General features: G+C 47.5%; 25 protein-coding genes. 21 read left to right on the top strand and 4 right to left on the bottom strand.

Going from position 1 to position 24,960, the window contains the following annotated elements; translation table 11 throughout:
• Window positions 1-101: 101 nt before the first annotated feature.
• Complete coding sequence (locus tag NLX73_RS11365) at window positions 102-572, bottom strand: AbrB/MazE/SpoVT family DNA-binding domain-containing protein (RefSeq protein WP_023990816.1); 471 nt, start codon at window positions 570-572, stop codon at window positions 102-104.
• Between the two features lie 234 nt (window positions 573-806).
• Here NLX73_RS11365 and NLX73_RS11360 point away from each other — a divergent pair, with 234 nt between their 5' ends.
• The gene (locus tag NLX73_RS11360) at window positions 807-3,755 is read left to right on the top strand and encodes a glycoside hydrolase family 3 protein (RefSeq protein WP_254326206.1); all 2,949 of its coding nucleotides are present in this window, start codon (window positions 807-809) and stop codon (window positions 3,753-3,755) included.
• 66 nt (window positions 3,756-3,821) lie between these two features.
• Window positions 3,822-4,295, top strand: a complete 474-nt coding sequence (locus NLX73_RS11355; protein WP_254326205.1) for an Rrf2 family transcriptional regulator — start codon at window positions 3,822-3,824, stop codon at window positions 4,293-4,295.
• A 67-nt stretch (window positions 4,296-4,362) separates the two neighbouring features.
• Here NLX73_RS11355 and NLX73_RS11350 read toward each other — a convergent pair whose 3' ends face one another.
• A complete protein-coding gene (locus NLX73_RS11350; protein ID WP_367997099.1) occupies window positions 4,363-5,454 on the bottom strand; it encodes a diguanylate cyclase in 1,092 nt (363 codons plus the stop codon).
• Window positions 5,455-5,678: 224 nt separating this feature from the next.
• On the opposite strand from NLX73_RS11350, the gene NLX73_RS11345 reads away from it, so the two are divergent.
• Genes NLX73_RS11345 through NLX73_RS11325 form a run of 5 tightly spaced genes read left to right on the top strand, consistent with a single transcriptional unit; the run spans window position 5,679 to window position 10,458 of the window.
• Window positions 5,679-7,313 (top strand): spore germination protein, encoded by a 1,635-nt coding sequence (locus NLX73_RS11345; protein ID WP_254326203.1) that lies wholly within the window; start codon window positions 5,679-5,681, stop codon window positions 7,311-7,313.
• Window positions 7,291-8,532, top strand: coding sequence for a Ger(x)C family spore germination protein (locus NLX73_RS11340; RefSeq protein ID WP_061830460.1), 1,242 nt, complete (start codon window positions 7,291-7,293; stop codon window positions 8,530-8,532). The genes NLX73_RS11345 and NLX73_RS11340 overlap by 23 nt, the downstream gene beginning before the upstream one ends.
• Window positions 8,533-8,558: 26 nt before the next feature.
• The gene (locus tag NLX73_RS11335) at window positions 8,559-9,668 is read left to right on the top strand and encodes a GerAB/ArcD/ProY family transporter (protein WP_254326202.1); all 1,110 of its coding nucleotides are present in this window, start codon (window positions 8,559-8,561) and stop codon (window positions 9,666-9,668) included.
• Window positions 9,665-9,817 carry a hypothetical protein gene (locus tag NLX73_RS11330; RefSeq protein WP_231109455.1) on the top strand — a complete coding sequence of 51 codons (153 nt, stop codon included), beginning with the start codon at window positions 9,665-9,667 and terminating at the stop codon, window positions 9,815-9,817. Before NLX73_RS11335 ends, NLX73_RS11330 begins: the two co-directional genes overlap by 4 nt.
• Window positions 9,799-10,458, top strand: coding sequence for a GerAB/ArcD/ProY family transporter (locus NLX73_RS11325; protein ID WP_254326201.1), 660 nt, complete (start codon window positions 9,799-9,801; stop codon window positions 10,456-10,458). The genes NLX73_RS11330 and NLX73_RS11325 overlap by 19 nt, the downstream gene beginning before the upstream one ends.
• Here NLX73_RS11325 and NLX73_RS11320 read toward each other — a convergent pair.
• The gene (locus NLX73_RS11320; protein ID WP_254326200.1) at window positions 10,360-10,677 is read right to left on the bottom strand and encodes a YczF family membrane protein; all 318 of its coding nucleotides are present in this window, start codon (window positions 10,675-10,677) and stop codon (window positions 10,360-10,362) included. The genes NLX73_RS11325 and NLX73_RS11320 overlap by 99 nt on opposite strands.
• A gap of 183 nt (window positions 10,678-10,860) precedes the next feature.
• On the opposite strand from NLX73_RS11320, the gene NLX73_RS11315 reads away from it, so the two are divergent.
• From NLX73_RS11315 to NLX73_RS11290, 6 genes are all read left to right on the top strand, one after another.
• Complete coding sequence (locus NLX73_RS11315) at window positions 10,861-11,256, top strand: Fur family transcriptional regulator (protein ID WP_069290605.1); 396 nt, start codon at window positions 10,861-10,863, stop codon at window positions 11,254-11,256.
• Window positions 11,232-12,071: a winged helix-turn-helix domain-containing protein gene (locus NLX73_RS11310; protein ID WP_254326199.1), complete on the top strand. Its 840-nt coding sequence runs from the start codon at window positions 11,232-11,234 to the stop codon at window positions 12,069-12,071. The genes NLX73_RS11315 and NLX73_RS11310 overlap by 25 nt, the downstream gene beginning before the upstream one ends.
• 146 nt (window positions 12,072-12,217) lie before the next feature.
• Window positions 12,218-12,631 carry a BlaI/MecI/CopY family transcriptional regulator gene (locus tag NLX73_RS11305; protein WP_039271686.1) on the top strand — a complete coding sequence of 138 codons (414 nt, stop codon included), beginning with the start codon at window positions 12,218-12,220 and terminating at the stop codon, window positions 12,629-12,631.
• A gap of 2 nt (window positions 12,632-12,633) precedes the next feature.
• Window positions 12,634-13,494 (top strand): M56 family metallopeptidase, encoded by an 861-nt coding sequence (locus NLX73_RS11300; protein ID WP_254326198.1) that lies wholly within the window; start codon window positions 12,634-12,636, stop codon window positions 13,492-13,494.
• A 117-nt stretch (window positions 13,495-13,611) separates the two neighbouring features.
• Window positions 13,612-14,019 carry a DoxX family protein gene (locus NLX73_RS11295; protein ID WP_028540751.1) on the top strand — a complete coding sequence of 136 codons (408 nt, stop codon included), beginning with the start codon at window positions 13,612-13,614 and terminating at the stop codon, window positions 14,017-14,019.
• A 154-nt stretch (window positions 14,020-14,173) separates the two neighbouring features.
• A complete protein-coding gene (locus tag NLX73_RS11290) occupies window positions 14,174-16,162 on the top strand; it encodes a methyl-accepting chemotaxis protein (protein ID WP_250266867.1) in 1,989 nt (662 codons plus the stop codon).
• A 96-nt stretch (window positions 16,163-16,258) separates the two neighbouring features.
• Here NLX73_RS11290 and NLX73_RS11285 read toward each other — a convergent pair whose 3' ends face one another.
• On the bottom strand, window positions 16,259-17,239 hold the full coding sequence (locus NLX73_RS11285) for a DMT family transporter (protein ID WP_039271680.1): 981 nt from the start codon (window positions 17,237-17,239) through the stop codon (window positions 16,259-16,261).
• 181 nt (window positions 17,240-17,420) lie between these two features.
• On the opposite strand from NLX73_RS11285, the gene NLX73_RS11280 reads away from it, so the two are divergent.
• From NLX73_RS11280 to NLX73_RS11245, 8 genes are all read left to right on the top strand, one after another.
• Window positions 17,421-18,278, top strand: coding sequence for a LysR family transcriptional regulator (locus NLX73_RS11280; protein WP_254326197.1), 858 nt, complete (start codon window positions 17,421-17,423; stop codon window positions 18,276-18,278).
• Window positions 18,279-18,347: 69 nt separating this feature from the next.
• A complete protein-coding gene (locus NLX73_RS11275) occupies window positions 18,348-19,061 on the top strand; it encodes a pirin family protein (RefSeq protein WP_254326196.1) in 714 nt (237 codons plus the stop codon).
• A 15-nt stretch (window positions 19,062-19,076) separates the two neighbouring features.
• Window positions 19,077-19,415: a hypothetical protein gene (locus NLX73_RS11270; RefSeq protein ID WP_254326195.1), complete on the top strand. Its 339-nt coding sequence runs from the start codon at window positions 19,077-19,079 to the stop codon at window positions 19,413-19,415.
• 180 nt (window positions 19,416-19,595) lie between these two features.
• Window positions 19,596-21,221 carry a spore germination protein gene (locus tag NLX73_RS11265; protein ID WP_254326194.1) on the top strand — a complete coding sequence of 542 codons (1,626 nt, stop codon included), beginning with the start codon at window positions 19,596-19,598 and terminating at the stop codon, window positions 21,219-21,221.
• Window positions 21,221-22,432: a Ger(x)C family spore germination protein gene (locus NLX73_RS11260; protein ID WP_254326193.1), complete on the top strand. Its 1,212-nt coding sequence runs from the start codon at window positions 21,221-21,223 to the stop codon at window positions 22,430-22,432. Before NLX73_RS11265 ends, NLX73_RS11260 begins: the two co-directional genes overlap by 1 nt.
• Complete coding sequence (locus NLX73_RS11255; RefSeq protein WP_254326192.1) at window positions 22,429-22,653, top strand: hypothetical protein; 225 nt, start codon at window positions 22,429-22,431, stop codon at window positions 22,651-22,653. Before NLX73_RS11260 ends, NLX73_RS11255 begins: the two co-directional genes overlap by 4 nt.
• Before the next feature lie 43 nt (window positions 22,654-22,696).
• Entirely contained in the window at window positions 22,697-23,851 is a 1,155-nt protein-coding gene (locus NLX73_RS11250; RefSeq protein ID WP_254326191.1) for a GerAB/ArcD/ProY family transporter, read from the top strand.
• Between the two features lie 101 nt (window positions 23,852-23,952).
• Complete coding sequence (locus tag NLX73_RS11245; RefSeq protein ID WP_068938986.1) at window positions 23,953-24,804, top strand: uroporphyrinogen-III synthase; 852 nt, start codon at window positions 23,953-23,955, stop codon at window positions 24,802-24,804.
• The last annotated feature ends 156 nt before the right edge of the window (window positions 24,805-24,960 follow it).

Raw genomic sequence — 24,960 nt, 5'->3', positions numbered from 1 at the left:
GGATATGCACCTTACTCTATATCTGGCCATCGTAGTTGCGATGAAAATGATAGGCTTGCGAGTACATAGTATATGATCTTGGGATATTGTTTTGAGAAGGTTTAGAGTAGCTTTTTCAACTGGGACACCCGGCCTTGGGAAATATCTAGCATTTCGGCATATACTTTTTGTGGCAGGTTCGGGTGTTCCTGAATCAGCTTGCGTAGCTTTTTTACCATTTCACCTTGCTGCACTCTAGATTGCTTGGGTTGCCAGGTTGTGTTGGTTCGGGTCGGCTTAGAATCTTCTTGAGCCTGGATAGCATCGGTGCTTGTGGCATGCACATTTTCATCGGTCTTTAATACCTGGATGCACTCTGCGCAAATAAAGCTGTCGCGAAAATAAGTTAAATGATCCACCGCGCCGCAAAATTTGCAGGAGACACCGGTATATTTTCTTAGTACAAACCCTTCTTCATCTACGAAAAATTCAAGTGAATCACCGATATTGATATCCATTGTGGTGCGCATTTCCTTAGGGAGTACAATCCGCCCCAATTGATCGAGAGGCCTTGTCATTCCGGTATTTTTCATTAGCGCTTCCTCCTTTAGTGATATATCCTGATTATACCAAAAAATATTATTTTTAGCTTTGTATATTGAAGGTAAAATACAACTTTTTTTGTCTTTATGCTGCGGTCTCTCTTTCAACCAGTATAGGATGTTTTCGGTATTGTTGCCGGGGTACCCCTTTTTAGCTATGATATATTAAAACGCTTTCATGAATGAACTTTTTATCATCTTAATTAAGCTAGGGAGATGACGGATATGAGTCATGAAACAACGGGTATCGAATATTTATTTCAAGATCCGAAGATTCATCTGGATGAGCGTGTACGGGATCTTGTGTCGCGACTAACCTTGGAGGAAAAGGTTGAATCCATGTTGCAATACCAGCCGGCCATTGACCGATTGGGAGTCGCAGCTTATAAGCACGGTACGGAAGCGGCACACGGGATAGCGTGGTTGGGTGAGGCGACTTCATTTCCTCAGCCTGTAGGATTGGCATGTACTTGGGATACGGAATTAATGCGCCTCATCGGCTCTGTTATCGCAGATGAGGCGCGTGTGTACTATCGTCGTGATCCCAAATTAAACGGTCTGACCCTGTGGGCACCTACAGTGGATATGGAGCGTGACCCGAGGTGGGGACGCAATGAGGAAGCTTACGGCGAAGATCCATATTTGACGGGAGAGCTGTCAAAGGAGTTAGTCAAGGGGATACAGGGGGATCATCCGGTATATTTGAAAGCGGTTGCCACTTTAAAACATTTTCTGGGTAACAATAATGAAGTGGATCGGGGAAGTGGCTCCTCCAGTATAGATCCACGAAACCTGCGAGAATATTACCTAAGAGCCTTTGAGAAGCCTTTTACGGAAGGCGGTGCCCAGTCGATGATGACTTCTTACAACCTGATTAATGGAACACCTGCTACGTTATATCATGGGGTTAACGATATTGTCAGGGACGAATGGGGGATGGACGGCTTTGTCGTAAGTGATGCGGGTGATGTCATGGGGATTGTCAACGATCATCAGTATTACGATTCCCACACGCCAGGTGTGGCCGAATCTATTCGGGCGGGAATTGACAGCATTACAGATGATGCAGAGCTCTCCAAACAGGCGATTCGTGAAGCCTTGGCACAAGGAACGCTACAAGAAGAAGACTTGGATCGGGCATTGTTCCATACGTTCCGTGTCCGTTTTCGTTTGGGGGAATTTGATCCGGCGGCAGACAATCCTTATGCCTCAATCGGAGAGGAAGCTCTCCTGACAGAGCAAGCCTGTGAATTGTCGTTGCGTGCGGCGAGGGAGCAGATCGTATTGCTTAAAAATGAGCATGAACTCTTGCCTTTGAACCCTGCCCGGTGCGGCAAAGTAGCGGTCATTGGTACGCATGGCAATGAGGTGTACCGCGACTGGTATTCCGGTACGCTGCCCTACCGGGTTACACCGCTGGAGGCGATTCGTGCCAAACTGGAAGGCGATGATGCAAGGGAACGCGTCGTGTACCGTGATGCCAAGAATCGCGTGACCTTGACGGCGGCGAATGACGGAGCGAAGCTCACAGTCGATTCTTCTGGTGAGATGCGCCTGTCCCAGGATGGAGAGCCCACGGTATTGACCATGACGGATTGGGGCTATGGCAGTGTGACGTTACATGATGAGCATCTGGGTACTTACGTGACGAGTGATGAGGAGACGCTCCGTGTGACAGCTGATGAAGCGTATGGCTGGTATGTCAAAGAGGTCTTTGGGCTGACTCCTGTTGAACAAGGAGAGCATCTGTGGACAACATGGAATGGCAAACCAGTGATTGCGGGAACGGAGGGCTCATTAAAAGTAGCTGAAAGCTCCGCACCTAACGCTGTAGGGAGTAACGTCTCGACAGCCTCGACATTTTCAGGACAGAGCCATACAACATTCCAGGTAGAGACGGTGTCAGATGGTTTAGCGGAAGCGATAGCCGCTGCGCAAGCGGCAGATACAGCAATTGTATTTGTTGGAAATCACCCGCTCATCAATGGAAAGGAAGAGAATGACCGTCCAGGCTTGGAACTGCCAGCTTCCCAGCAACGGCTTATCGAGGAAGTGTATCGCGTCAATCCGAATACGATTGTGGTTCTGACGGGCAGCTATCCATTTGCCATCCCTTGGGTTCAGGAGCATATTCCAGCGATCGTATACACGTCTCATGCGGGACAAGAGCATGGTACAGCAATAGCGGATGTGTTATTTGGAGACTACGCGCCAGCGGGGCGTTTGAACATGACTTGGGTTCAGAGCGAGGATCAATTAGGCGACATTAAAGATTACGATATTATTCGCGGCGGTCGTACCTATCAATATTTTGAAGGTGAACCTTTATATCCGTTTGGTCATGGATTGACGTATTCGCCTTTTGAATATAATGACCTGCGTACGGATGCCCCAAAGGATAGCCTAAAGTCTATTGCTGCACTGGATGCCGTGGATACGCTCCAGGTGTGGGTAGAGGTGACGAATCGGGGCGTAGCTGCTGGTGAAGAGGTTGTACAACTCTATGTACGGCCCGGTGCCTCACGAGTAAAGCGACCACTGAAGACATTGTGCGGTTTTCAACGTATTCGCTTAGAGGCAGGTGAGACGCGAACGGTTTCCTTTACGATTCGGATGAAGGATTGGGCAATTTGGGATGTTACACGGGATTGCTATTGCGTTGAAACGGGGGAATATACACTGCTGGCAGGCGCTTCCTCAGCGGATATCCGGTTGGAGCACCCTGTGTACGTTCGTGGCGAAGTTATTCCGCCACGCCAAGCCGGACGAAGTATCCGCGCTGAAAACTTTGATGATTGCTCCGACATCGCACTGGATGAAAGCAAGGAGCAAAGGGAGGCCTGTGTACGTCCGCGCACACCTCAACGTTCCGGTTGGATTGTCTTTCATGGCGTAGACATGGATACGGTGAGTGTGGTCGAGCTTCAGTGCCGCGTGTCAGGCAACAGCAGCGATGCCACAATTGAGCTGCGTTTGGATGCGCCGGACAGCGAAGCTGTGGCACGTGTGAACGTGGGCAATACAGGAGGGGCGCAAGCATGGACTACGCTCGCGGAAGCGGTACATTCAGTCTCTGGCACACGTGATGTATACCTGTTGTTGAGCGGGGAAGTGCGGCTAGCTCATTTTACTTTGGGCGCTAATGCTACAGAGGATTCCGGCTTTCAGGCTTGAACTTACTTCTGACATCACGTACAATGCATTCAACGAAGTTTCTACAGCTTAGGGGTGTCATCTCATTTGAATAGTGAAAAACGACTACGCACCGCAACGCCCAAATGGCTTGGGGTGGCGGTAAAGGCGCTTGTCTATTTGGAAAAGCACGGAGAACTCTGTGCCAGCGGTTCTATTGCCCGTTCCATTGACTGCGAAGTCACTTTGGTGCGCAGGGTGCTGACACGACTTGTACAGGCAGATTTGATTGCAGCACGCGAAGGTCGTGAGGGAGGCTATGTGCTTACCCGTTCGGCCGACCATATTACACTTGCCGATATATACCACGCCATTGAAATATGTGATCCAATTTTCCCGGGTATGATGCATGAACCGGAAACCAATCCTTTTTGTGAGGAGTTGGCGATAGCCGTATCCGAAATTTTAGCCGAGAGCGAACAACGTATGCTAGAAGTATGGGGGTCCCATACGCTGGCTTCACTTGCCAATCGTACATCACTCGTGGTAGGGAAATGCAATCATAATGAAGATTCAAAATGATAATAGCCGATACGACTCTCAAGAGAGGGTTGTATCGGCTATTTCTATGAAATGGTCATGTCTCAAATTATATTTCATATGAGCAAACCCGGTTACGTCCTGCATTTTTAGCTTCGTATAGTGCTTTATCTGCCTGCTCCAGCAGGGCTGCTCCGGACATATCTTCCCCGGTACCAGGAAAGGTCGTCACGCCGATGGACACCGTGACTTTAAGAACAAGATCGTCCGCTAAAATAAACTCGTGCTGATTTACTCCACTAAGAATCTGATTAGCTATGCGTAGCGCTTGTCGAAAAGCACAATTCGGCAAAAGCACGGTGAATTCTTCCCCCCCGCTGCGGGTGACTACATCATTAGGACGACATTTTTCCATTAAAATCTGCCCAAGTTGGCGCAGCACTGCATCTCCTGCTGCATGTCCGTAGGTATCGTTGACTTCCTTGAAGTGATCAATATCCAACACCAGTACAGATAAGTGCTCATGACGTTGGCGAGCTTGAGGGAGCTTCTCTTCCAATGAAAACTCAAGCTGTCTTCTGTTGCTTAAATTAGTGAGATGGTCTGTGTAGGAGGTATGCTCCAGTCGAAGTAACAGCTCATTGGATGTGTTGATAGATTCAGCAATGAGGTACAGAAGACATCCGCCGACCATGGAAATGAAGAATTGGAGCGGATACACGTGCAGAACATCATCAAGATTTTTCAAATTAATCATAAGAGGACAGAATATAATGCCCAAAGCAAAAACGTTCATCATAATCAGCTTGGGTAAACGTGACCAGGACAGATGTGACAATAAAGCACACCCCAGCCCAGCGAGCATCATAAAAATAGCGCCTACGATGGCTTGAGTGTTAATACCAAACAGTAATAATCTACCTACACATATAAACAGGGTAGCCATGAGTGCTGCTGGGGCGCCGATATACGTTGCGGTAGCTACGATGGCCAAATGACGAAGATCGGCAATCGTATTAAATCCTACTGGAATTGAATAGTACATCATAACAATGCCGTAGCACCCAAAAAGGGCGCCTCCAATCCAATGTATCTTACGCTTCAAGGTGTGCAGCCGGATTTTATATCTTTGTGATATAAGGCCGGTTATGTACAAAAAGGTGACAAGGATACAGGTATTTACAAAAAACGTACTGAACAAGATGCTAACCCTCCCGAGAGGCATATTCCTTCATTTTATCAAAAAAACTGACATTAAGCTTGCAAATGAAGAATTTATTGAAATTTATTACGCGAGTGCGCTTATAGCGTTTCGTTCACATGTTTGGTGCATAACTGGGAATAGATTGAGCATACTCCAAAGATACAAGAATAAGGAAAAATGGGCGGTAACTATTGCTGCCTTACTGGAGATGAGGTTTGCTCATGATTCGCTATCCCTATCGCAAACATAATAAAAAGTCGGATGCGGACAAGAATAAAGAAAATTCTTCACGTTCTTTAAAGATCGAGGCTCATTTGGATACCAACTTGCAGCAAATTAAGGAATCGACGTCTAACAGCCCAGACTTCTTGATTCGCCGTTTTAATGTCGGCCTAAAGGCGGATGTTCCTGCCGCCATTGTATTTCTAGATAGTATGGTCAAGACGGATACGGTGAATGAGCTCGTCATGAAATCATTGCTTAGCCGCCCATCTGCCGAGGTGGCTGCTGAGGTAGAAAGTGCAGAAGAGCTTTACAATCGGATACAGGCTCATGCGCTGGAACTGGGTGAAGTGAAGGAATGCGATGATTGGAATTCCATGATGGAACAACTCTTAATGGGAGATACGATTATTTTACTGGAGGGCTGTAACAAGACCATTGCGTGCGGCACACGTGGAGGAGAGGTACGGGCGGTCAACGAGCCTTCCACACAGTCTGCCGTCCAGGGACCGAAGGACGGATTTGTGGAATCCCTGTTCACGAATATCTCTCTTGTACGCCGACGGATTAAAAGCTCCGATCTTACGATGGAAATGTTCAAAGTGGGAAGCACGTCCCTCACGAATGTGGCCATACTGTATATGAAGAATATTGCAGATGCAAGTGTCGTAGATGAAGTTCGTCAACGGGTAAAATCCATCAATATTGACGCAATATTCGAAGCCGGCATGGTGGAAGAGATGATACAGGACCAAAATCTCACACCATTTCCAACGATCTATAACTCAGAAAGACCGGATACGATAAGCAGCAACATTATGGAGGGTCGGGTGGCACTCATCGTCGATGGAAATCCATTTGTACTGGTGATGCCCACTATATTTGCTCAATTCTTTCAAAGTTCTTCCGATTATTCGGAACGTTACGACATGGCGACAGTCGTCCGACTCATCCGGTATATCAGCTTTATTATTCTGATTTTGGGACCTTCTCTCTACATCGCCTTAACCACTTATCATTATGAAATGATACCAACCCCACTACTGATCAGCATACTAGCACAGCGGGAATCCGTTCCTTTTCCGGCATTTCTGGAGGCGTTTATTTTGGAAATCACCTTTGAAATCTTGCGAGAAGCAGGTATTCGAATGCCGCGTGTGGGCGGACAAACGGTATCCGTTATCGGTGCGCTTGTATTGGGACAAGCGGCTGTGGAGGCTGGAATTGTCACCCCGCTGCTCACGATTGTAGTAGCGCTGACGGGGATTGCCAGCTACGCGATTCCGACATATAACATGGCGGTAGCCGGGAGACTGTTCAGGTTTGTTTTTATGATATTGGCGGCGTTTATGGGGCTGTATGGCATTACATTGGGGTTGATTGCGCTGATCGCCCATATGAACAGTCTGCGTTCTTTTGGAGTGCCCTACATGGCCCCTTTCAGTCCCTTCGTGCTGGAGAGTCAAAAGGATGCCGTATTGCGGCTCCCATTTTGGATGATGCGGAAACGTCCTAAAAGTATCGCATCTACGAATCAGAAACGAATGAAGGATGGAAGCGGAATTTCCCCTTCCAATAAAACTTCACCGATGCAGGAGGGGGGCGTTCAGGGTGCATCAGGGGAAGGGGAATGAACGGAGAACAATAACCCTCAAGTGGAGAGTGTGGATTCTGAGTTTGACGGGGCTGTTATTGATGCCACTTCTATCTGGCTGTTGGGATTCCGTGGAGCTGAATCAGAGGGCAGTAGTAGCGGCTATAGGTATTGATGAGGATGGGGAGTCGGGCTATGCGGTTTCCCTGCAGGTAATCGTGGCAGATGAAATAGCTGGAGCTAAAGCGAGAGGAGCCACCCCTGTCGTCTTGTATCAGGAAAAGGGCAAGAATCTGTTTCAAGCGATCCGTAGAGCTTCACAGAGGGTTTCGCGGATCATTTCTCTGGCGCATACCAGACTGGTCGTTATTGGAGAAAAGCTGGCACGGGCTGGAATCGGCGATACGCTGGATTTTCTGGAAAGGTCTACAGAAATCCGGCTGCCGGTGAAAATGATGGTGGCACGCGGTAATACTGGGAAGGATGTGCTGGCAATCATGACCGCGATCGGCCGTATTCCCGCCAATGATATTTCAGGAAAGCTGGAAACATCGGAGCGTTTGTATGCCGGGGATTACGCGGTGACTATCGACGATGTCATTCGCAGCATGTCCAATAAGGGTGGCGGTCCTGTGCTGACGGGCATAGAGGTCGATGGGAATTTGGAGCAGGCCCCAAGCAAGAACAATGTGGACAATATTTTACCGAAAGCAATTGTTCATATTAACGGAATGGGGGTGTTCCAAAAGGACCGGCTTGTCCGCTGGTTGGACGATGAACAGGCCATTGGACTGTCTATGATCAACAACAAGGTAAAAAGTGCCCAAACAACATTGAACTGCGGTAAGAATGGGGAAACTATTGGCATCGAAACCTTGTTCTCTGCAACCAATATACACACTCAGATGGAGCAAGGGGAGCCTGTTTTTGTGATTAACTTAAAACAGACCGGGGCGGTACAGGAAGCCGAGTGCCCGATTAACTTGCAAAGTTCGGAGGCGATGAAAAGATTGCAGGAGCAATGGACAGAGGAGACGAAAAAAGTGATCAGTTCAACAGTCAGGGAGGTACAGCGTACCCACAGCGATGTAATAGGCTTCGGCCTTGCGCTGGAGAGGAGTTATCCTAAAAAATGGGAAAAACTCTCTTCCGAATGGAGACGTTATTTTGCGGAAAGCACCGTCCGTATTCAAGTGACTTCTGTACTGAAACACACGCAGTCGCGGACTAACCCATATTCCAAGGGGGAATCAGACTAGTGGAAATAGAACAAGGAGGGAAGGCCATGAAAAAGACACAGATGGACGCAAAAGAGATGATCTCTCTTATGGTGCTGTTTGAGATGGGCACATCCATGATGTCTATTCCCGGAAGGAATGCGGGGAAGGATGCATGGATCGCCATCCTCATTTCCACGGTTTTTGGGGCAATGCTTTTTGTATGCTATGGCAGCCTTCACCGACGCTTTCCCGACTTGCTCATGACGCAGTACTGCAGAACCCTTTTCGGCAAGAAAGCAGGGAGTGCGCTTGCTTTTATATATATCGTGTTTTTTCTTTACGGCGGAGCACGGGATCTTCGGGACACGGGGATACTGATTGCCGACCGGACACTTCAGCATACGCCGTTGACAGTCATCTGTGCCTTGATGATTGGACTTGTGATGTATGTGATGCATCTGGGAATCGAGGTTGCAGGCCGGACGGCCATCATCATGTTGATTTTGCTGCTGCTGCTGGGCCTGGCTACGAATATATTGATTTTGTTGGCAGGCATTGTGGATGTGGGCAATATATTGCCCATAGCCGAGCATGGCTGGCAGCCGATATGGCAAGTTGTTTATTCGCAAGCCGTGATGCTCCCGTACGGCGAGATGGTTACGTTTGCTATGATCCTCCCCACATTAAAAAAGGGCTACCGTGCCAATGGGGTAGGGGTGACCGCTGTATTGTTGGGGGGGCTGCTCCTGTCTGTTGTTACATTGTCCAATGTGCTTGCACTGGGAGAGAACGTGTTCAAACGGGCGAATTACCCGCTGCTCTCGATGATCAGTAAGGTAGAAATATCTGATTTTATCGACAGGGTAGATGTCATCGGCGTCATGACCGTTATTATTTTTGATTTTTTCAAAATCTTCATCTTCTATTATGCGGCGGTTAAGGCTGCGGAGGATGTATTAAGAATATCTTACCGTAAATTGCTCCTGCCGTTTGGGCTGATCATGCTCGTTTCTTGCGTATTGATGGCTCTGGGCTATCAACACCATCTTGTAATAGGCGAGTTTGTGCTGAAATGGCTGTTTCCGATATTTGCCGTGTTTTTTCCTTTCTTGCTGCTTATCGTGTCATGGCTGAAAAAGACTCGGAATAAAAAAGGAGAGGAGAATGCGTCGTGAGTCAACGTTTTGCCAACAAAACATATATCAGCACCGGGCAAATGCACATTCTCATGTTTCATTTTATTCTGGGAAACTCAGTCATTATTAATTTGGATAACGAATATGAACGGAATACATCGTTATTATCTTGGGAAATACATTATTAATCTTATCGGGCAGCATTCGTCTGAAAGAGCTGAAGCCCGTAATGAGTCAGGGCTTTAAACCTGTGCTCAGATCAGCCATAAGGGAACGTCTGGCCAACCCATACGGTGAAATGATCTGTTTCATGATGTTTATCCCTTGTGTACATAAGCCTTCACAGATGACCAGAGCAGGTTATGGGGGCATTTTAGCTGGGGGGATCGTTTTAATTGAAGTCGCGATATTAAATGTAACCGTGCTAGGTACGGCTATAACAGAGTGCTCTATTTTTCCATTACTAAGTACATTTGCGAATGTACAGCTTTCGGAATATGTGCAACGTCCCGATGTAATTGTACTGATGTCCGTTATCATCGGCGACTTTTTTAAAGTGGCTCTGTTCTTTTATGCAGCCGCGATAGCGATATCTGATATATTTGGTTTACCATACCGAAAAACGCTGCTTTCCTGCGGTGTCATTGTTTTATTGTGGTCTCAGATAGAAACGCCAAGCCTGAGCGAGCATTTTGAATTTGGGCGACAGTCCCTAATCTATATTCATCCATTATTTGTTTACATTTTCCCCGTTCTGTTTTTTCTGCTGGCTCTTGTGCGAAGAAGCAGAGTTAGAAGAGGGAACTCTCAGAAAACGCGACCATCGTGAGAAAAGGAATTGAAATGAGTATCCAATTTGCTTTTTGCCTACGGTTACAAAGAACAACAATAGCATTCCTGCCAATACGATATATTCGGATGGACGCATAGTGCTAAAAGCCAATGCCATGGGCTCCCACGGGGTATGAGTACCGAATAGCCAGTTCACTAGCAGGATGGTGCCGAGCATAAGCATCATAAAGAGTGTAAATATCCACAATACCTTCATAAATATTCCTCCGATGTGTATGAGCTGAGATGTACCATGTATACATTGTGTTGCAAAGCCGTTCAATTTATCCGATCCCATTGACTTGAAATAAATTAAGATTTATACTTATTCTAAATTGATCTTTATTATGATTGTAAGTTTGTAATTAATATAATCTGCGTTGGTTAAGGGAGATGCGCTATGAGAACTTTAAATTTAACTTCGCAGCGCCAAGCGGTATATGATGTGGTTCGTGAAGCTCACGATCATCCTACTGCGGCCGATGTTATGAATCGGTTGATGGAGCGCGGATATAATCTGGCCTATGGAACGGTATATAATTCACTGCGTTATTTGACGGATAAGGAATTAATCCGTGAATTGAAGCTGGGGGAAGCTGCTAGTCGTTATGACGGACGGATGGACGATCATCAGCATATTATTTGTCAGGTATGCGGCCGGGTAGATGAAGTGATGAGTGAAGTCCCACATGATTGGATTGACACGGTTGCGCATGAAACGGGGTATACTATTGCCCATGCCCATGTCGTATTCGGAGGAGTGTGTAAGGAATGTCAAAGCAAGCGAATCAGATAACGAATCGTTTCAAAGTGGCTGACATGCCTAGACGGGTGAAGGGTAGTTGGACATCGATGTTAGCAGCTCCCTCTACACCTACGGTGCAGACCGTTCCCTCTAATGAGCCTTTGTATTGTCCGACCACACGTCGTATCATTCTAATCAGTTCGGTACCGGGTGTAGTTCACGGGTTGGTGAGTACGTTGTCAGATGCGTGTTTTGATGTGATGGTTTTTCATCGCTGGGAGCCTGAAGTGCAGCGTCATCTGGGAAGCGATCTGTTGATTTACGATTTGACCGCCACCGAACCACAGAGTGAATTACTGGATATTCGCAATCGTCTGGAGGTAGAACACATGAAAGACACACCGGTTATGTACGTGGTTCAGGATCGGGTGTCTGTACATGCGAATGAGCTGCTTCCTTCAGAAGAGGTGCTGGTGTGGCCGCTGGCTTCCAATCATATGGTGCATGACATTGAACGGATGATTGTACGCCATCCTGCCGCTTCCCGTCAGGCAGCGCAAGCCAGCCGTCGTACGGTGTTCAAGGACATCTGGATTGACCGAGATAAAATGCTGGTATATAAAGAAGAGAGTCAACTGAATCTGACTAAAACAGAATACGATTTGCTGCTGAAGTTGATTGATGCTCAAGGCAAAGTGATCTCTCGCGAGCAAATGATGCACGATATCTGGGAGACGGATTTTGTAGGCGGCAGTAACGTTGTAGATGTGCACGTCAAAAGTTTGCGTAAGAAGCTAGATGATCGACCTGCGGAACCTGAATATATTGCAACCGTAAGAGGTGTAGGATACAGATTGGCAGATTGACCTGAAAGTTATGAATACCGATGAATTTCCGCCGGATGGAGACATTCGGCGGTTTGTATATGATTACATGAAGAAACTGACATTAGGTGTGACGGTTGACTTTAGCCGGATATATACACTACAATCGGTAGTGTGAGGTGCTTCTTATGAAACGACTGAATTTTAAAGCTGGCGAAACCGGGCTTAACCGATTTTTCGGGCCTCTGGAAGCCAAGATTATGGATATTTTATGGTCCACTTCGGATCGGAGTATCAAAGAAGTGCAGACCGCGTTGGAGGGGGATCGGGACTTTAACTTCAATACGGTAATGACCGTGATGAACCGTTTAGTGGACAAGGGAATACTGAGTAAGAGTATACGTGGGAGAACGTCTTTATATCGTCCAGTTTTAAGTAGGGAAGAGTTCATGGATGAGCAATCCAAGGGACTGAGTCACGAATTGGTGGATGAATTTGGTCCGCTTGCTGTCAATCATATGATTGATGCTCTGGAGGTGGCCGATCCGAAGTTGATCGAACGTCTGGAACAAAAAATTAAACAATGGAAAAAGGATATGTAGCGATGTGGAAAACACGTTCTAAATTACTGTTTACAGCAGGCGCCTTGATTTCGGGTTTCGCCCTTATACAGATGGGTATGTACGCCGGGCAGCATGTTTTCGGCTGGAAATTGAATTATAACGTGTTTCAAATTTGCAGAAGTTTGTTGCAGCACTACGGAATTGGCTACATGGTGGATGCGCTCAGCGGGCTGGTTTTCGTTACCTTCGCTATCGCCGGAGGAGAAGCAGTCAGACAGTGTATGGCTACCAGGGCAGCTTTTCGCAGACTGCACCGAATGCGTGACCTCCCGCTGACCGAAGCACTGGGTGAGCGATATCATGAACTCGGGACCGATCGGATATGGGTCATTGATTATGCCAAGCCAGCCGCCTTTACCATGGGATTATGGAAGCCACGCATTGTATTGTCCTCTGCACTATTGTCCGTACTGGACAAGCACGAGGAAGAGGCTGTCATATACCACGAAGCCTATCATATGAAACATTATGATCCGTTGAAGACCTGGTTGCTGCAAGTGTGTGCTAAACAGCTGTTTTACTTGCCGGTGCTGCGTCACATTACCAATCATTATAAGACGGCCCGTGAAATTTTGGCTGATAACGAAGCGATTCATCGAGCCGGTTCACCAGTTGGGATTGGGAGCGCATTGCTCAAGCTTCTGAGTATGACACCTGCCAATACTCGCCTGGTAAACTCGGCCGCTTGTTCCTCGTTTGCAGAAACGTCCATTAATTATCGTATCTCACGTATTTTAGACCCTCAGCAAGAACCTGTCATTCAAATGCCTTGGCGTTCGATTATGTTTTCCAGCTATGTGCTAGTGATGCTGACACTTATGTTCGCACTGGCGCTAATCTAGTTGGACAAGATGTTTCTTACGGGTGGCGCTTTTCGCGCTCCCGATTCTCAATGTGCAATACACTACACTATGTAGTTTGTTGCAGGATTTTTATACAATTTAAAAGGAGATGAGCAAATGAATCAAACGCTTATGAATATTGGATTATTGTTGGTACGAATCTTTACAGGGGTTATTTTTATCGTTCACGGTGCACAAAAGTTTCAGGGATTAGACGGAACCTCCGGCTTCTTCCAAAGTATCGGACTCCCTGGTTGGATGGCCCCTGTGGTCGCTACGGTTGAGCTGGTTGGAGGAATTGCACTGGTTCTGGGTATCGGAACACGACTGGCTGGAGCGGCATTGACCATTGTTATGATTGGTGTATTGCTAACCGCTAAAAAAGGACAGCCTTTTGGCTCGATTGAATTTGATCTGCTGATTCTGTTCACCAGCCTTCAGCAAGCGCTTGTCGGTGGACGTTTTCTGGCAGTGGATCAGTTATTTGGCCGCAAAAAGGCTGAAAACAGTAACGTACAGGTCTAAATGTTCATATAACCGCGTCCTTAGTCTTATAGGGCGCGGTTTTTGTTTTTCTCCTTTGTGAAATTTTATTGTAAATCATTTGCTACTTTCAACCGATATAACTAACACGGAATGTAATTCAAATATATCGGTTTATGAGCAAAGGGGAAAAAACATGGGAACAACGCGAAAGAGAAAAACGATATGGACACTCAGGAACAAGCTAAGTTTAGGCTTTTTACTTGTTTTGCTGATTCCGAGCTTAAGTATTTCCACTGCGACCTATAAATCATCATATAATGCTATGGAGAAACAGCTCCACGGCAGTGCGAATCAGGGGGTAGCGACAGCTAACTCAATTATTGAATACGCAATCGCCAGTAAAATTAAAGATGCGAGTTATTTGGCGGAGCGTCTGGACGGTTCGATGATAGATGGTCGAAACAGCCCTTTGATTCAGCCCAAGCTGATCCAATACAAGGGTTTGCACGAAGATGCAACGGATATTTTTGTTGGTACACCGGAGGGGCTGATGATCCGGGGGGTGCCCAAGGAGGATGAAGGGACATTTGACCCTCGCACACGCCCATGGTACATCGAAGCGATGAAGCAGCCCGGTAAGGTTGCAATTACGCCTGTGATCATCAATTCATCGGGTATTCCTGTTGTCGTAGTATCTCAGACGCTTTCCGACAAGTCCGGGGTTATCGGGATTTCTCTAAATCTGGAGAGTGTACGTAAACTGGCCTCTATCAAAGTGGGCCAGGAGGGGTATATCATCATTTTGGATCATACGAAGAAATTCGTAGTCCATCCTACGGCTAAAGCGGGCTCATCTCCTCAGGAGAATTCGCTTGATAGGTTGTATACTGCGCCGAGCGGGAACTTCAACTATATGCATGAAGGTCGCGAGAAATATTTGACCTATGTAACGAATACGGATACCGGCTGGAAAATTGCAGGTACCTTCTATCAATCCGAGATTAGCGATGCCACCGCTGCCATGCGTTATGTAACCATTTTCGTGCTGGCTGCCTCACTGGTGATTGCGCTTATCGCGATTTTCCTGATTACCCGTTCTGTTTTGGTACCGATTCGTAAGCTGCAAAAATCAGCAGAACGAATCAGTGAAGGAGATTTGACGGGCGATTTGGAAACTGGAAAAACGGATGAGGTGGGCGAATTGTCTGCTCACTTTCAAACCATGGTGGATAGTTTGCGCACGATGATTCGAAGCGTACACGAAACGACAGATCGGGTAAGTTCTTCAGCGGAGGAGCTGGCTGCGGGTGCAGATCAGACAACCCAAGCGATTGAGCATGTCACCATTGCTATCCAGGAAGTAGCTGTGGGCAGCGAACGTCAGGTGGAGAGCGTCAAGCACGGCTCCGTAAATATGGAGGAGCTTGCTCAGCAAGCAGCGAACGTATCCGAGCGTATGGTGGGCGTATCTGAACATGTGAAGATGAACGCCGAGTCGGCTCAGGAGGGCAGCAAGGCTGCTACGCAGGCTGTCCAGAAGATGCATGACATCGACGAGACCGTTAACGATCTCGGACAGGCCATGGACTCTCTCAATGAGCGCTCCGGTGAAATCGTGAATATTATCAGCGTTATATCCGGTATTGCCAAACAGACGAATCTGTTAGCTCTGAATGCGTCCATTGAGGCCGCACGTGCTGGGGATCATGGTAAGGGATTTGCCGTGGTCGCCACGGAGGTACGTAAGCTAGCTGAGGAATCAGCGAAATCGGCTACTTTGATCTCGGAGCGCATTGAAGCGATGCAGGTGGATATGAATCATGCTCTGGGCGCTATGCATCAAGCGCGGACACGGGTGACGGAAGGCATTGATTCGGTAACCACGTCTGAGCAATCCTTTGCGGAGATCAGCCAGGCCGTGGAACGAGCTATGGTACATATCAATGACATTACCGGAGTGACTCAGGAAATGGCACGGGGGACTGTAGGTGTCGTAGATATTATGAGCGATATTGCCCACATTTCGGACGAGGCAGCGAGCAACACCGAGTCGATCTCAGCAGCGGCTGAGCAACAGCTCGCTTCTATTGAGGAAATTGCTTCATCTACAGCGGACCTGAGCCAAATGGCAGAGGAATTGCGCGAACTGGTTGGACGTTTTCAGGTTGAAGGAAAATCCTAAAATGATAAAAAGCGCCCGGATACAGGAGATTGTACTCTGTATACAGGCGCTTTTTTTAATGTGTTTAGCATAATTTCTGGTTTGCAGGGTTAGAAGTTAACGTTGGAAGGACTTGCGGCGATCCAGGCGGAAACGGACATCCCGTGAGCTGTCGGAAGGACGCAGCGAACTTCTCTGAAACATATTGTTCAGAATCAGTGCGAAAATGACTAGCACTGTCCCATATAGTTCAAAACGGCTAATGACATAACCTTGGAAGTACATGAGTACCAGCGTGGTAATCGGTACAAAGTTAATAAATAGAATTCCGTTCAGTGGAGACAGCTTTCGGATTCCGGCATTCCAGCTAAGCAGGGCAGCTAGCCCTGGAAGCAGGATCATAAAGCTCATTTCGTATTTAACTGACCACACAGCCTGCCAGTCCGGCACCACAATCCAGTTGAAAGCAGAGGCAAATGTGACGACTACGAAGGAGACGAGAGTTCCAAGCAGGCAGGTTAGGGTTGAATACCGAAGAGTAGACCATCCTGCAAAGTGGCTGCCTCCCATGGAATATACGACCCATCCGACGACGCCTACGAAAATAAGCAGCAGCGGCAGTAAATGTTGTCCGGCAAGTGTGAAAAAGGTCCATTTTCCGTTCGTGATCACAAGTAAAGCCCCAGCCAGCGCAATCACCATGCTGATTAGTGTATATTTCGGAGGCATTTTACGGGTCATGATCCACACCATCGCAATGGAAATCATCGGCATTAGCACTTCCATTATAGAAGCTACCAGAGTACCTGCTGCCCCCATCGCGTGCTGTCCCTGGAAAACGGCCATATTATAAATGGTGAATCCCATGGTCCCAAAGAATAACAACGTCTTGCCCTTGCCCTCAAAGCGAAATGCCGTCCGTCCCTCTTTGAGCCACAATAGCACGACTAAAATGAGTGTAACCGATAAATAGCGCAAAAATGAAAAGTACAGTGGATTGATATGTTGTAATGCAATGTGCGAAACCGGAAACATCGCCCCCCAGGACATACTGGCGATTAGGCATAATAAAGATCCGGTCATGATTTGTCTGTTCATGATGTACAAAAGCTCCTCCTTGCCGGTCTCAGCGGACATATCTTATGGACACATCATAAAGGATAGGAAGCTGTTGGTAAAATGATTGAAAATAAACATTATGATCATTTAAAATGATAATAAGTGACAAGGCGCGTCAATTTTGATGGCCCCTTGTCCTTCACAATAAGGGGGAGCAGTAGTGGATCTGAACGATTTAAACATTTTCCAGACGGTGGCTGCGCATGGCAGTGTCAGCAAGGCTGCAGCCGAGCTTAGCTATGTCCAGTCCAATGTAACGGCCAGAATCAAGCTGCTCGAAAAGGAACTGCAAACGCCTTTATTTAATAGACATAAGCGGGGAATGATCCTCAATGCAGAGGGCAAGCGTCTGCTGCAATATACGAAAAGCATTTTATCGCAATTTGAGGAAATGAAACATGCGTTTCAGAATACCTCTACACCTTCTGGGGTACTGGAGATTGGCATTGTGGAGACTGTCATTGCCCTCCCGGCCATTTTACATGCTTACTATAGCAAGTACCCGGATGTCGAGTTGTCCCTCAAGGCCGGGGTTACAGAGTCTCTGGTGCAGGAGGTTGCAGAAATGCGGCTGGATGGAGCTTTTGTGACCGGGCCGGTCAAGCATCCGCTGATTGAACAGTTTGATGTGTTTCAGGAAAAACTGGTCCTCGTATCCCAAGGAGATGATTTTTCTGTCGAGGATCTTACAACCCGTCCACTCCTGCTGTATAAAAAAGGTTGCGGCTACCGGGGACGGCTGGAAACTTGGCTCAAGATGGAGGGGATTATTCCCAAGCAGATTATGGAGTTTGGGACATTTGAGACAATTATCGGCAGTGTGGCGGCCGGTATTGGAATGACTGTTTTTCCCGAATCGTCGATCAGCGGCCTGGTGGCTCAAGGCCTTGTATGCGGTCATGCGATGCCTGAGCCATACAATGAAGTAACAACGGTGTTTATCCGGCGTAAGGAAGCCTTTGTTACCAGTACTTTGCAGTCTTTTATAGATGAGATTATCACTCAGACAGAGGCGTAGCTTTATCGCTTGGGCTCGGTTACAATGAGAGGGATTTGATCTCATTTTTCTTCCTGAAGGAGGGCTATTATGTTTACAATATATCCGGCGGCTTCCCGATTCAGCTTCGATAAGGGCTGGTTGCGGGGAAGTCACAGCTTTTCATTCGCGGAGTATCAGGATGAGAACAATACAGCGTTTGGCCCTATGCGTGTCTGTAATGACGATGTCATCGCACCGGGACGGGGATTTGGGGCGCATCCGCACAGTGATATGGAGATTGTTTCGATTGTGCTGTATGGGGAACTGCGTCATGAAGACAACCGTGGACATGTAGCGGTAACCCGTTTTGGAGGCATTCAGCGAATGTCAGCGGGCCACGGCATCATTCATACGGAGCACAACGCTTCACAAACGGAGGATGTCAGTCTGCTGCAATTGTGGTTTAGCCCGCATACGAGAGGACTGAAACCGTCATATGAGGCTACAGCATTCAATCCTGAGCGTCTTTACGGTCAGCTTCTGCCTGTCGTTGCCGGAAAGCGCGTACCAGGCACGGAGGGTGAAATAGCTGCAATCAACCAGGATTTAACGATTTATTTAAGCAAGCTTCAGCCTGGAGAACAAGTAGAATTCACACAGGCCGAGGGTCGGCGCGTGTTCCTGTTCGTCATCGAAGGCTCGCTGCGTGTGAACGGTGAACATATTCTGCAAGGACGCGATTCCGCTCGTATTGAGCAGGAGCCGAAGCTCTCACTGAAAGCAGAAGATTCTGTTTTTTATATGTTGATTGATTTGCCCTAAAAGGAGGTGCGCACAATGGCGCAGCAGGAAACATGGCTGATCAAGCATGCCGTCACGGGACGTAGCTTTGCTGACAGCCGCAAGCAGAGTTTCGATTGTCATTTTGAATCGGTGGACGGTGTGTTTCGCTTTACGCTTCAAGAGTTGCCGCGTGAGATGGCGGAGGCGATTGTGCGTTATAGCGGGGAGTTGAACGTATTTCGTTTTGTAACCCCGGTAGATGATGGCCCCCTGGTGAAGCATTGGTATTACGTCACCCCGGAAAGCGTGGAATATCATGATCAGACAGATAAGCTTACGTTCGAAGCTGGTTCTGAGATTGAATACCATCCCGAGGAGTATTGGGGAGATTAATCATTCCTTTATCATAAATTTTCAGATATATAATGGATTTTTCAAAGGCTCTGCATCATTGCAGGGTCTTTTTGTTATCCGTTCAATATGTTGAGTTCATTGGATACATAATCCTTTGCAGGCTGGTACATCCTATATGTCATATTATCTGTTCGGCTCATTCGTAAAGGGGGAATAACGATGAAGAAAGGGCGCTTTCCCAAGTTGCCGAAGCCACCGTGGAGCCGGAGAGCGATTCCAGCCGCAGACAGCAAGACACGAAATTCCAATGTGCCTAAAGGACTGCCTGAGTCTTCGTGGCTGGAACAGCCGCTACGTAGCAGTGTGGAAGACAATTTGATTGCTTTGCGTGATATTTTCAAGGATTGCTCTGATATCGTCTATCGAGAGCTCATGATTTCCCCTGAACGCAAAGGGGTGTTGGCTTATTTTGAAGGTACGGTAAAATCGGAGGATTTGCAGGATCATATCCTGCGGCCTGTCATTCTGGGCATGATGCTCAAGGACCCTGAAGTGAACGGCAAATTGGAGCCGCTGGATGAAACTCGTATCTCCATGTCCCAGACCAAAACGATGGACGAATGGAAGATGGTATCGGCAGCGATACTGGACGGCAATGCCGCCTTGTTCGTAGATGGCACGCCTCGTGCGTATATTTTTAGCGCCAAGGGCGGTGTCCGTCGTGGCGTAGAGGAACCACAGACAGAAGCGGTTATTCGAGGTCCGCGTGAGGGCTTCACTGAGACTCTTCGCGTTAATACGGCACTGTTACGCTTCAAGCTGAAGACCTCCAAGCTCAAGATGTACAGCATGACCATCGGAACAGAAACTCAAACGAGCGTCGTCCTTACTTATATTGAAGGGATCATAGATTCGAAGCTGGTGGAGGATGTAAAAAAACGGCTCAGCGATATTAAAATTGATGGTGTTCTGGAGACGGGGTATATTGAGGAACTGATTGAGGATCATCCGTTTTCACCGTTTCCGCAAATGGAATACACTGAACGTCCGGATACCGTCACTGCGCAGTTACTGGAAGGACGTTTTGCCATTTTTGTGGACGGAACGCCTTTTGCTCTGATTGGGCCAGTCACCATGTGGCAGATGATGCAAGCGAGCGAGGATTATTACGAGCGCTTTTTCATCAGTAATATGGTGCGCTGGATTCGTTTTCTTTTTCTCATAATGGCTCTCTTTCTGCCTGCATTATATGTAGCGGTGACGACCTTTCATCATGATATGCTGCCGACGACGCTCATCCTGAGTATTGCGGCGGCTCGCGAATCCATCCCTTTTCCAGCACTGGTGGAAGCATTGATGATGGAGATTTCCTTTGAGGCATTACGGGAAGCAGGGATTCGTCTCCCCAAAACGGTCGGTCAGGCCGTCAGTATTCTTGGTGCGCTCGTCATTGGGCAGGCCGCAGTACAGGCAGGAATCGTATCGGCGCCCATAGTCATTGTTGTGTCGCTCACAGGTATTGCGTCGTTTACCATACCGCGTTTTAACTTTGCCATCACGGTTCGTCTGCTGCGATTTCCCATCATGCTGATGGCGGGTTTATTCGGATTGTTTGGGATCATTATTGCGACAACGCTGATTGCTACGCATCTAACCAAGCTAACCTCGTTTGGTGTCCCTTATATGAGTGGATATAGCCCATACAACCATATGGATCAAAAGGATATCGTCGTCCGCGCGCCTTGGTGGAAAATGACCAAACGTCCTTCCTGGATTGGTAAAGACAACAACAAACGAGCGAAGGAAAAGATGAATGGAACGCCTAAAAGCGAGGAGGGATGGTGATGAAGCCCAAATCGAATACACAACAAATACGTAAAGTCGCTGTGCTCTGTTGTCTGCTGCTATGCTCTGTTCTCTTGGGAGGATGCTGGGATCGCCGTGAAGTGAATGATGTGGCTTTCGTGATGGGTACCGGGCTGGACAAGGAAGGCGATCAATACCGGGTAACGATGCAAATCGCTCTACCCGGACAACTCGGATCTTCGGGCAGTACAGGAGGAGGGGGAGGTACCAGTGGTACGAAATCCTACTATCTGGAGTCCAAAATAGGCCCAAGCTTTCGAGGAGCAAGTACCGAGGAACAGCGCGGAGTTTCACGAACACTCAATTACTCCCATCGGCGGGTGCTGCTGTTCGGCGAGGCGCTGGCACGAGAAGGGATTAGCAAAATGATGGATGTACTGGCACGTGTTCCGCAGAACCGTCTGTCGTCCCTGGTTGTTATTACGAAGGGTTCAACGATGGAATTGCTTCAGGCAGATGCTCCGATAGAGCAATATCCAGCAGAAATGGTGCGTGAGCTCAATATTTCCTATATGAAAAAACCTCGTTCCGTTAAGCTGTTGATGAATTCCGTCCTGCTGGAAGGCGTTGACCCGGTGGTACCAGTAATGTCTCTGGTGAAGAATGGGCCCCCTAACCTTAAAGACAAGAAAACGAATATTCAGGTCGATGGACTGGCTGTGTTTCGCAAAGACAGGTTAACAGGAATTATTGATAACCACCTCAGTCGGTTTCTGCTTTTGGGTATGGAGCAAGCCAAGGAGACAGAAATATTTATTCCCCCTCCCAAAGGTAGAGGTTACATATCTGTACACCTCATCGAAAATAAAGTCCAAATTAAGCCCCATATTCAAGGGGATGAGATTCGAATGACCATTCATATGAACTGCAATGGGAATGTGAAGGAAAATGAGACGAGTTTCGATATTTCCAACGAGGAAAATTTGAAGTGGCTGGAGCAGCAGACAGCCGAGGAAATTAAGAGGGAGCTGGGAGAGGCTGTTCAGGTGATTCAGCAAAAGTATCGTTCAGACGTACTTGGTTTGGGCCGGGCTATTATTACGAGTCAACCGTATGAATGGAAACGGATCAAACCCCAATGGGAACAACTGTATCCCAAGGTGAAGGTCACCATAAATCCGGTCGTGCATATTGAGAATATCGGTGCGGTCACCAAACCATTCGGGGTCAAAAAGGAGCAAATCCAATGAATAAAGTATTTCTGTTACCTTTGGTGCTGGTTATGCTCTTCATGTATCTGATGGACCGTAAAAATATTCACAATGCCCCAGCCATCAATCGCTGGGTCTCCCGCGTACTGTATGTTATTAGCATTGGTATCTGGATTTACGGAACATCAACGAAGAGCACCGTTTATGTGGCTACATGGCTAACCCGTTTTATTGCCATGTGGCTCCCCCCTACGTTGTAAATCGTGTAATGGATGCCTGCGGGCAAAAGGAGGATGTACCTGCATGAAACAGTTCACAACCAGACAAATTGCGCTGCTTGGTGTATTGATGGAGGTCGGTATTACCCTTATACATGCTCCGACGCAGGCAGCGGATCACGCGAATCAGCATGCTTACTGGACCTGTATAATTGCGGCTATCGTGCTCTGCTTGCCGATCTGGGCGATGTTGAAACTTAAACGCCGGTTCCCTAATCAGGATCTGATGCAGGCGATGGTGAGCTCTCACCCTGTGCTGGGCCGTGTGCTGCTTGCAATCTACCTTATTTTATTCCTGATCATCTTTGCACGGGATTTGAGGATTATTACGGATCTGGTGGAGGTGGTGCTTTTGCCGCTGACTCCGATTGTGGTCACTTCTCTTATTGTGCTGTTGACTCTGGTATTTATGGCTAAAGGCGGAATAAGCACCATCGTGAATATGACCGAGAATTTTATACCGCTGTTGATTGTGACGCTGTTGACCATGCCGCTTTTTTTTGGGCGTAATATGGATTTTTCGATGCTGAGACCCTACTTACATCCAGAAGTAGAGGGAGTAATCAAGGGGAGTTGGCGCATGCTGGGTTATATGGCCGATATTATGATAGTCCCCTTTGTGATTTCTGGGAAGAGCTATAGTGGGCGTAGTGCGTGGTTTGGGCATTTGCTCGGAACCGCTTTTCTGACCATGCTGGTGCTGCTATCCGAGTTGGTTATTGGTGTTCCTATCTTGTCACGGCTGTTTTATCCATCGTATGAACTGGTGCGTCAATTGCAGCTAACGGACTTTCTGGATCGGTTCGACTTGTTCGTGGCAGCACTGACTGTACCGACTTTTCTTACGAAGATTGGGGTTGATCTGTACGTTACCAGTTTGGCGGTAAAGCGGATGTTTGCCCAAGCCTGGGGGAGCCTGATGGTTTGGCCCGTAGGTTTGTTAGGCTATGTCTGTTCGTTTATGCTGTTCTCCAACATTGTGCAAATTTATGAGTTCAGCCGGGAGTGGACCGCGGTGATGATCATTTTTTTTGTTATCATGCCTTTGTTGCTATGGATGTTGCTCCGACCCAAATCTAAAGGGAAAGGCGGAGATGATAGGGCATCTAACGGAGAGCGGGATAGCAGTAGTCAGAAAGAAAGCCAGCATGAAGGCAGAACAGGACACGGCCACTTATAAGATTACTGTATTCATCGGAAAAGTAATTCTTATTTGTCTTTTACCCCTCTGATTGTATACTTGGTAGAAAGAAATACGACATCTACAAGGGAGGCAACAGAATGGCACAACGCATGGCAGGCAAGAGAGTCGCTCTTGCTGGTCCCCGTAAAGCAGAAGAAATGGCGCTGCTAGTTGTGAAGATGGGGGGTGAGCCAGTACAGCGCCCGGCCCAGGGTACCGTTTTTCTGGATGATATCGAGCTGCGCAACGCTGTTGTATCGTGGGTGAAGCACCCTCCGGACTGGTACATCTTCACGACAGGTATGGGGCTGGATGCCCTGTTCGATATGGCAGAGGATATGGGCGTGGCTGAGCAGATTATGGAGTTGCTGCAATCTTCCAACATTGCAGCGCGGGGTTACAAGACGGTCAATGGACTCAAAAAGCGTGGCTTTACGCCAGCAGTACGAGACGAGGACGGAAGTTTGATCGGATTGACAGGAGCTTTCGCCCCATACGATCTGAAGGGAAAAGAAGTATTGTTGCAACTGCATGGCGATCCAGCCCCACGGTTGGTAAAGTGGCTGGACGAGCAGGGGGCAGTGACCCGCCAGGTACTTCCTTATAAGCATATCCCACCTGAGGAAGCAAAATTGCAGGCGTTACTGGAGGATGTTATCCATCGTAATGTTGATGCTGTTACGTTCACGAGTGGTCCGCAAATTCGATTTTTAGCCCAATATGCGAGAGAGCAAAATCGAATTGAGGAATTATTGGAAGCTTTCCGTGAGGATGTGATTGCTGTATCAGTAGGGAAGGTGACTGCGCAGTCTATTGTGGAAGAGGGGATTGATCGAGTCGTGTTTCCAACCGAAGAGCGCATGGGCGCAATGATGGTGGAGCTGGGCAAATATTTTGAACATAACGATTCGGTGCATGGCTGTGGTTTGAAGATCGTGAATGGTCATTGAAATGAGATAGAAATTATAAATATAGTATGCTAAAAATGAACTTATATTTTTGGATACAGCGTAAAATAAAGATAAGGGCCTGCGAGGTCTTTATCTTTTTTTATTGGACATGCATCGACAAAGATTTTTGTTATAGCGAAAATATTTAGCTAATAT

It is taken from the genome of Paenibacillus sp. CH40, from assembly GCF_024213605.1.
Classification (GTDB): Bacteria; Bacillota; Bacilli; order Paenibacillales; family Paenibacillaceae; genus Paenibacillus; species Paenibacillus polymyxa_B.
The sequence above is the reverse complement of the archived record's forward strand: the minus strand, read 5'-3'. Positions and strand labels throughout refer to the sequence as shown.

Coding starts and splice junctions, on each gene's coding strand:
- NLX73_RS11365 (WP_023990816.1), bottom strand. CDS start 572: ATGAAAAATACCGGAATGACAAGGCCTCTCGATCAATTGGGGCGGATT.
- NLX73_RS11360 (WP_254326206.1), top strand. CDS start 807: ATGAGTCATGAAACAACGGGTATCGAATATTTATTTCAAGATCCGAAG.
- NLX73_RS11345 (WP_254326203.1), top strand. CDS start 5,679: ATGATTCGCTATCCCTATCGCAAACATAATAAAAAGTCGGATGCGGAC.
- NLX73_RS11335 (WP_254326202.1), top strand. CDS start 8,559: ATGAAAAAGACACAGATGGACGCAAAAGAGATGATCTCTCTTATGGTG.
- NLX73_RS11320 (WP_254326200.1), bottom strand. CDS start 10,677: ATGAAGGTATTGTGGATATTTACACTCTTTATGATGCTTATGCTCGGC.
- NLX73_RS11315 (WP_069290605.1), top strand. CDS start 10,861: ATGAGAACTTTAAATTTAACTTCGCAGCGCCAAGCGGTATATGATGTG.
- NLX73_RS11310 (WP_254326199.1), top strand. CDS start 11,232: ATGTCAAAGCAAGCGAATCAGATAACGAATCGTTTCAAAGTGGCTGAC.
- NLX73_RS11305 (WP_039271686.1), top strand. CDS start 12,218: ATGAAACGACTGAATTTTAAAGCTGGCGAAACCGGGCTTAACCGATTT.
- NLX73_RS11300 (WP_254326198.1), top strand. CDS start 12,634: ATGTGGAAAACACGTTCTAAATTACTGTTTACAGCAGGCGCCTTGATT.
- NLX73_RS11295 (WP_028540751.1), top strand. CDS start 13,612: ATGAATCAAACGCTTATGAATATTGGATTATTGTTGGTACGAATCTTT.
- NLX73_RS11290 (WP_250266867.1), top strand. CDS start 14,174: ATGGGAACAACGCGAAAGAGAAAAACGATATGGACACTCAGGAACAAG.
- NLX73_RS11285 (WP_039271680.1), bottom strand. CDS start 17,239: ATGAACAGACAAATCATGACCGGATCTTTATTATGCCTAATCGCCAGT.
- NLX73_RS11275 (WP_254326196.1), top strand. CDS start 18,348: ATGTTTACAATATATCCGGCGGCTTCCCGATTCAGCTTCGATAAGGGC.
- NLX73_RS11270 (WP_254326195.1), top strand. CDS start 19,077: ATGGCGCAGCAGGAAACATGGCTGATCAAGCATGCCGTCACGGGACGT.
- NLX73_RS11265 (WP_254326194.1), top strand. CDS start 19,596: ATGAAGAAAGGGCGCTTTCCCAAGTTGCCGAAGCCACCGTGGAGCCGG.
- NLX73_RS11260 (WP_254326193.1), top strand. CDS start 21,221: ATGAAGCCCAAATCGAATACACAACAAATACGTAAAGTCGCTGTGCTC.
- NLX73_RS11255 (WP_254326192.1), top strand. CDS start 22,429: ATGAATAAAGTATTTCTGTTACCTTTGGTGCTGGTTATGCTCTTCATG.
- NLX73_RS11250 (WP_254326191.1), top strand. CDS start 22,697: ATGAAACAGTTCACAACCAGACAAATTGCGCTGCTTGGTGTATTGATG.
- NLX73_RS11245 (WP_068938986.1), top strand. CDS start 23,953: ATGGCACAACGCATGGCAGGCAAGAGAGTCGCTCTTGCTGGTCCCCGT.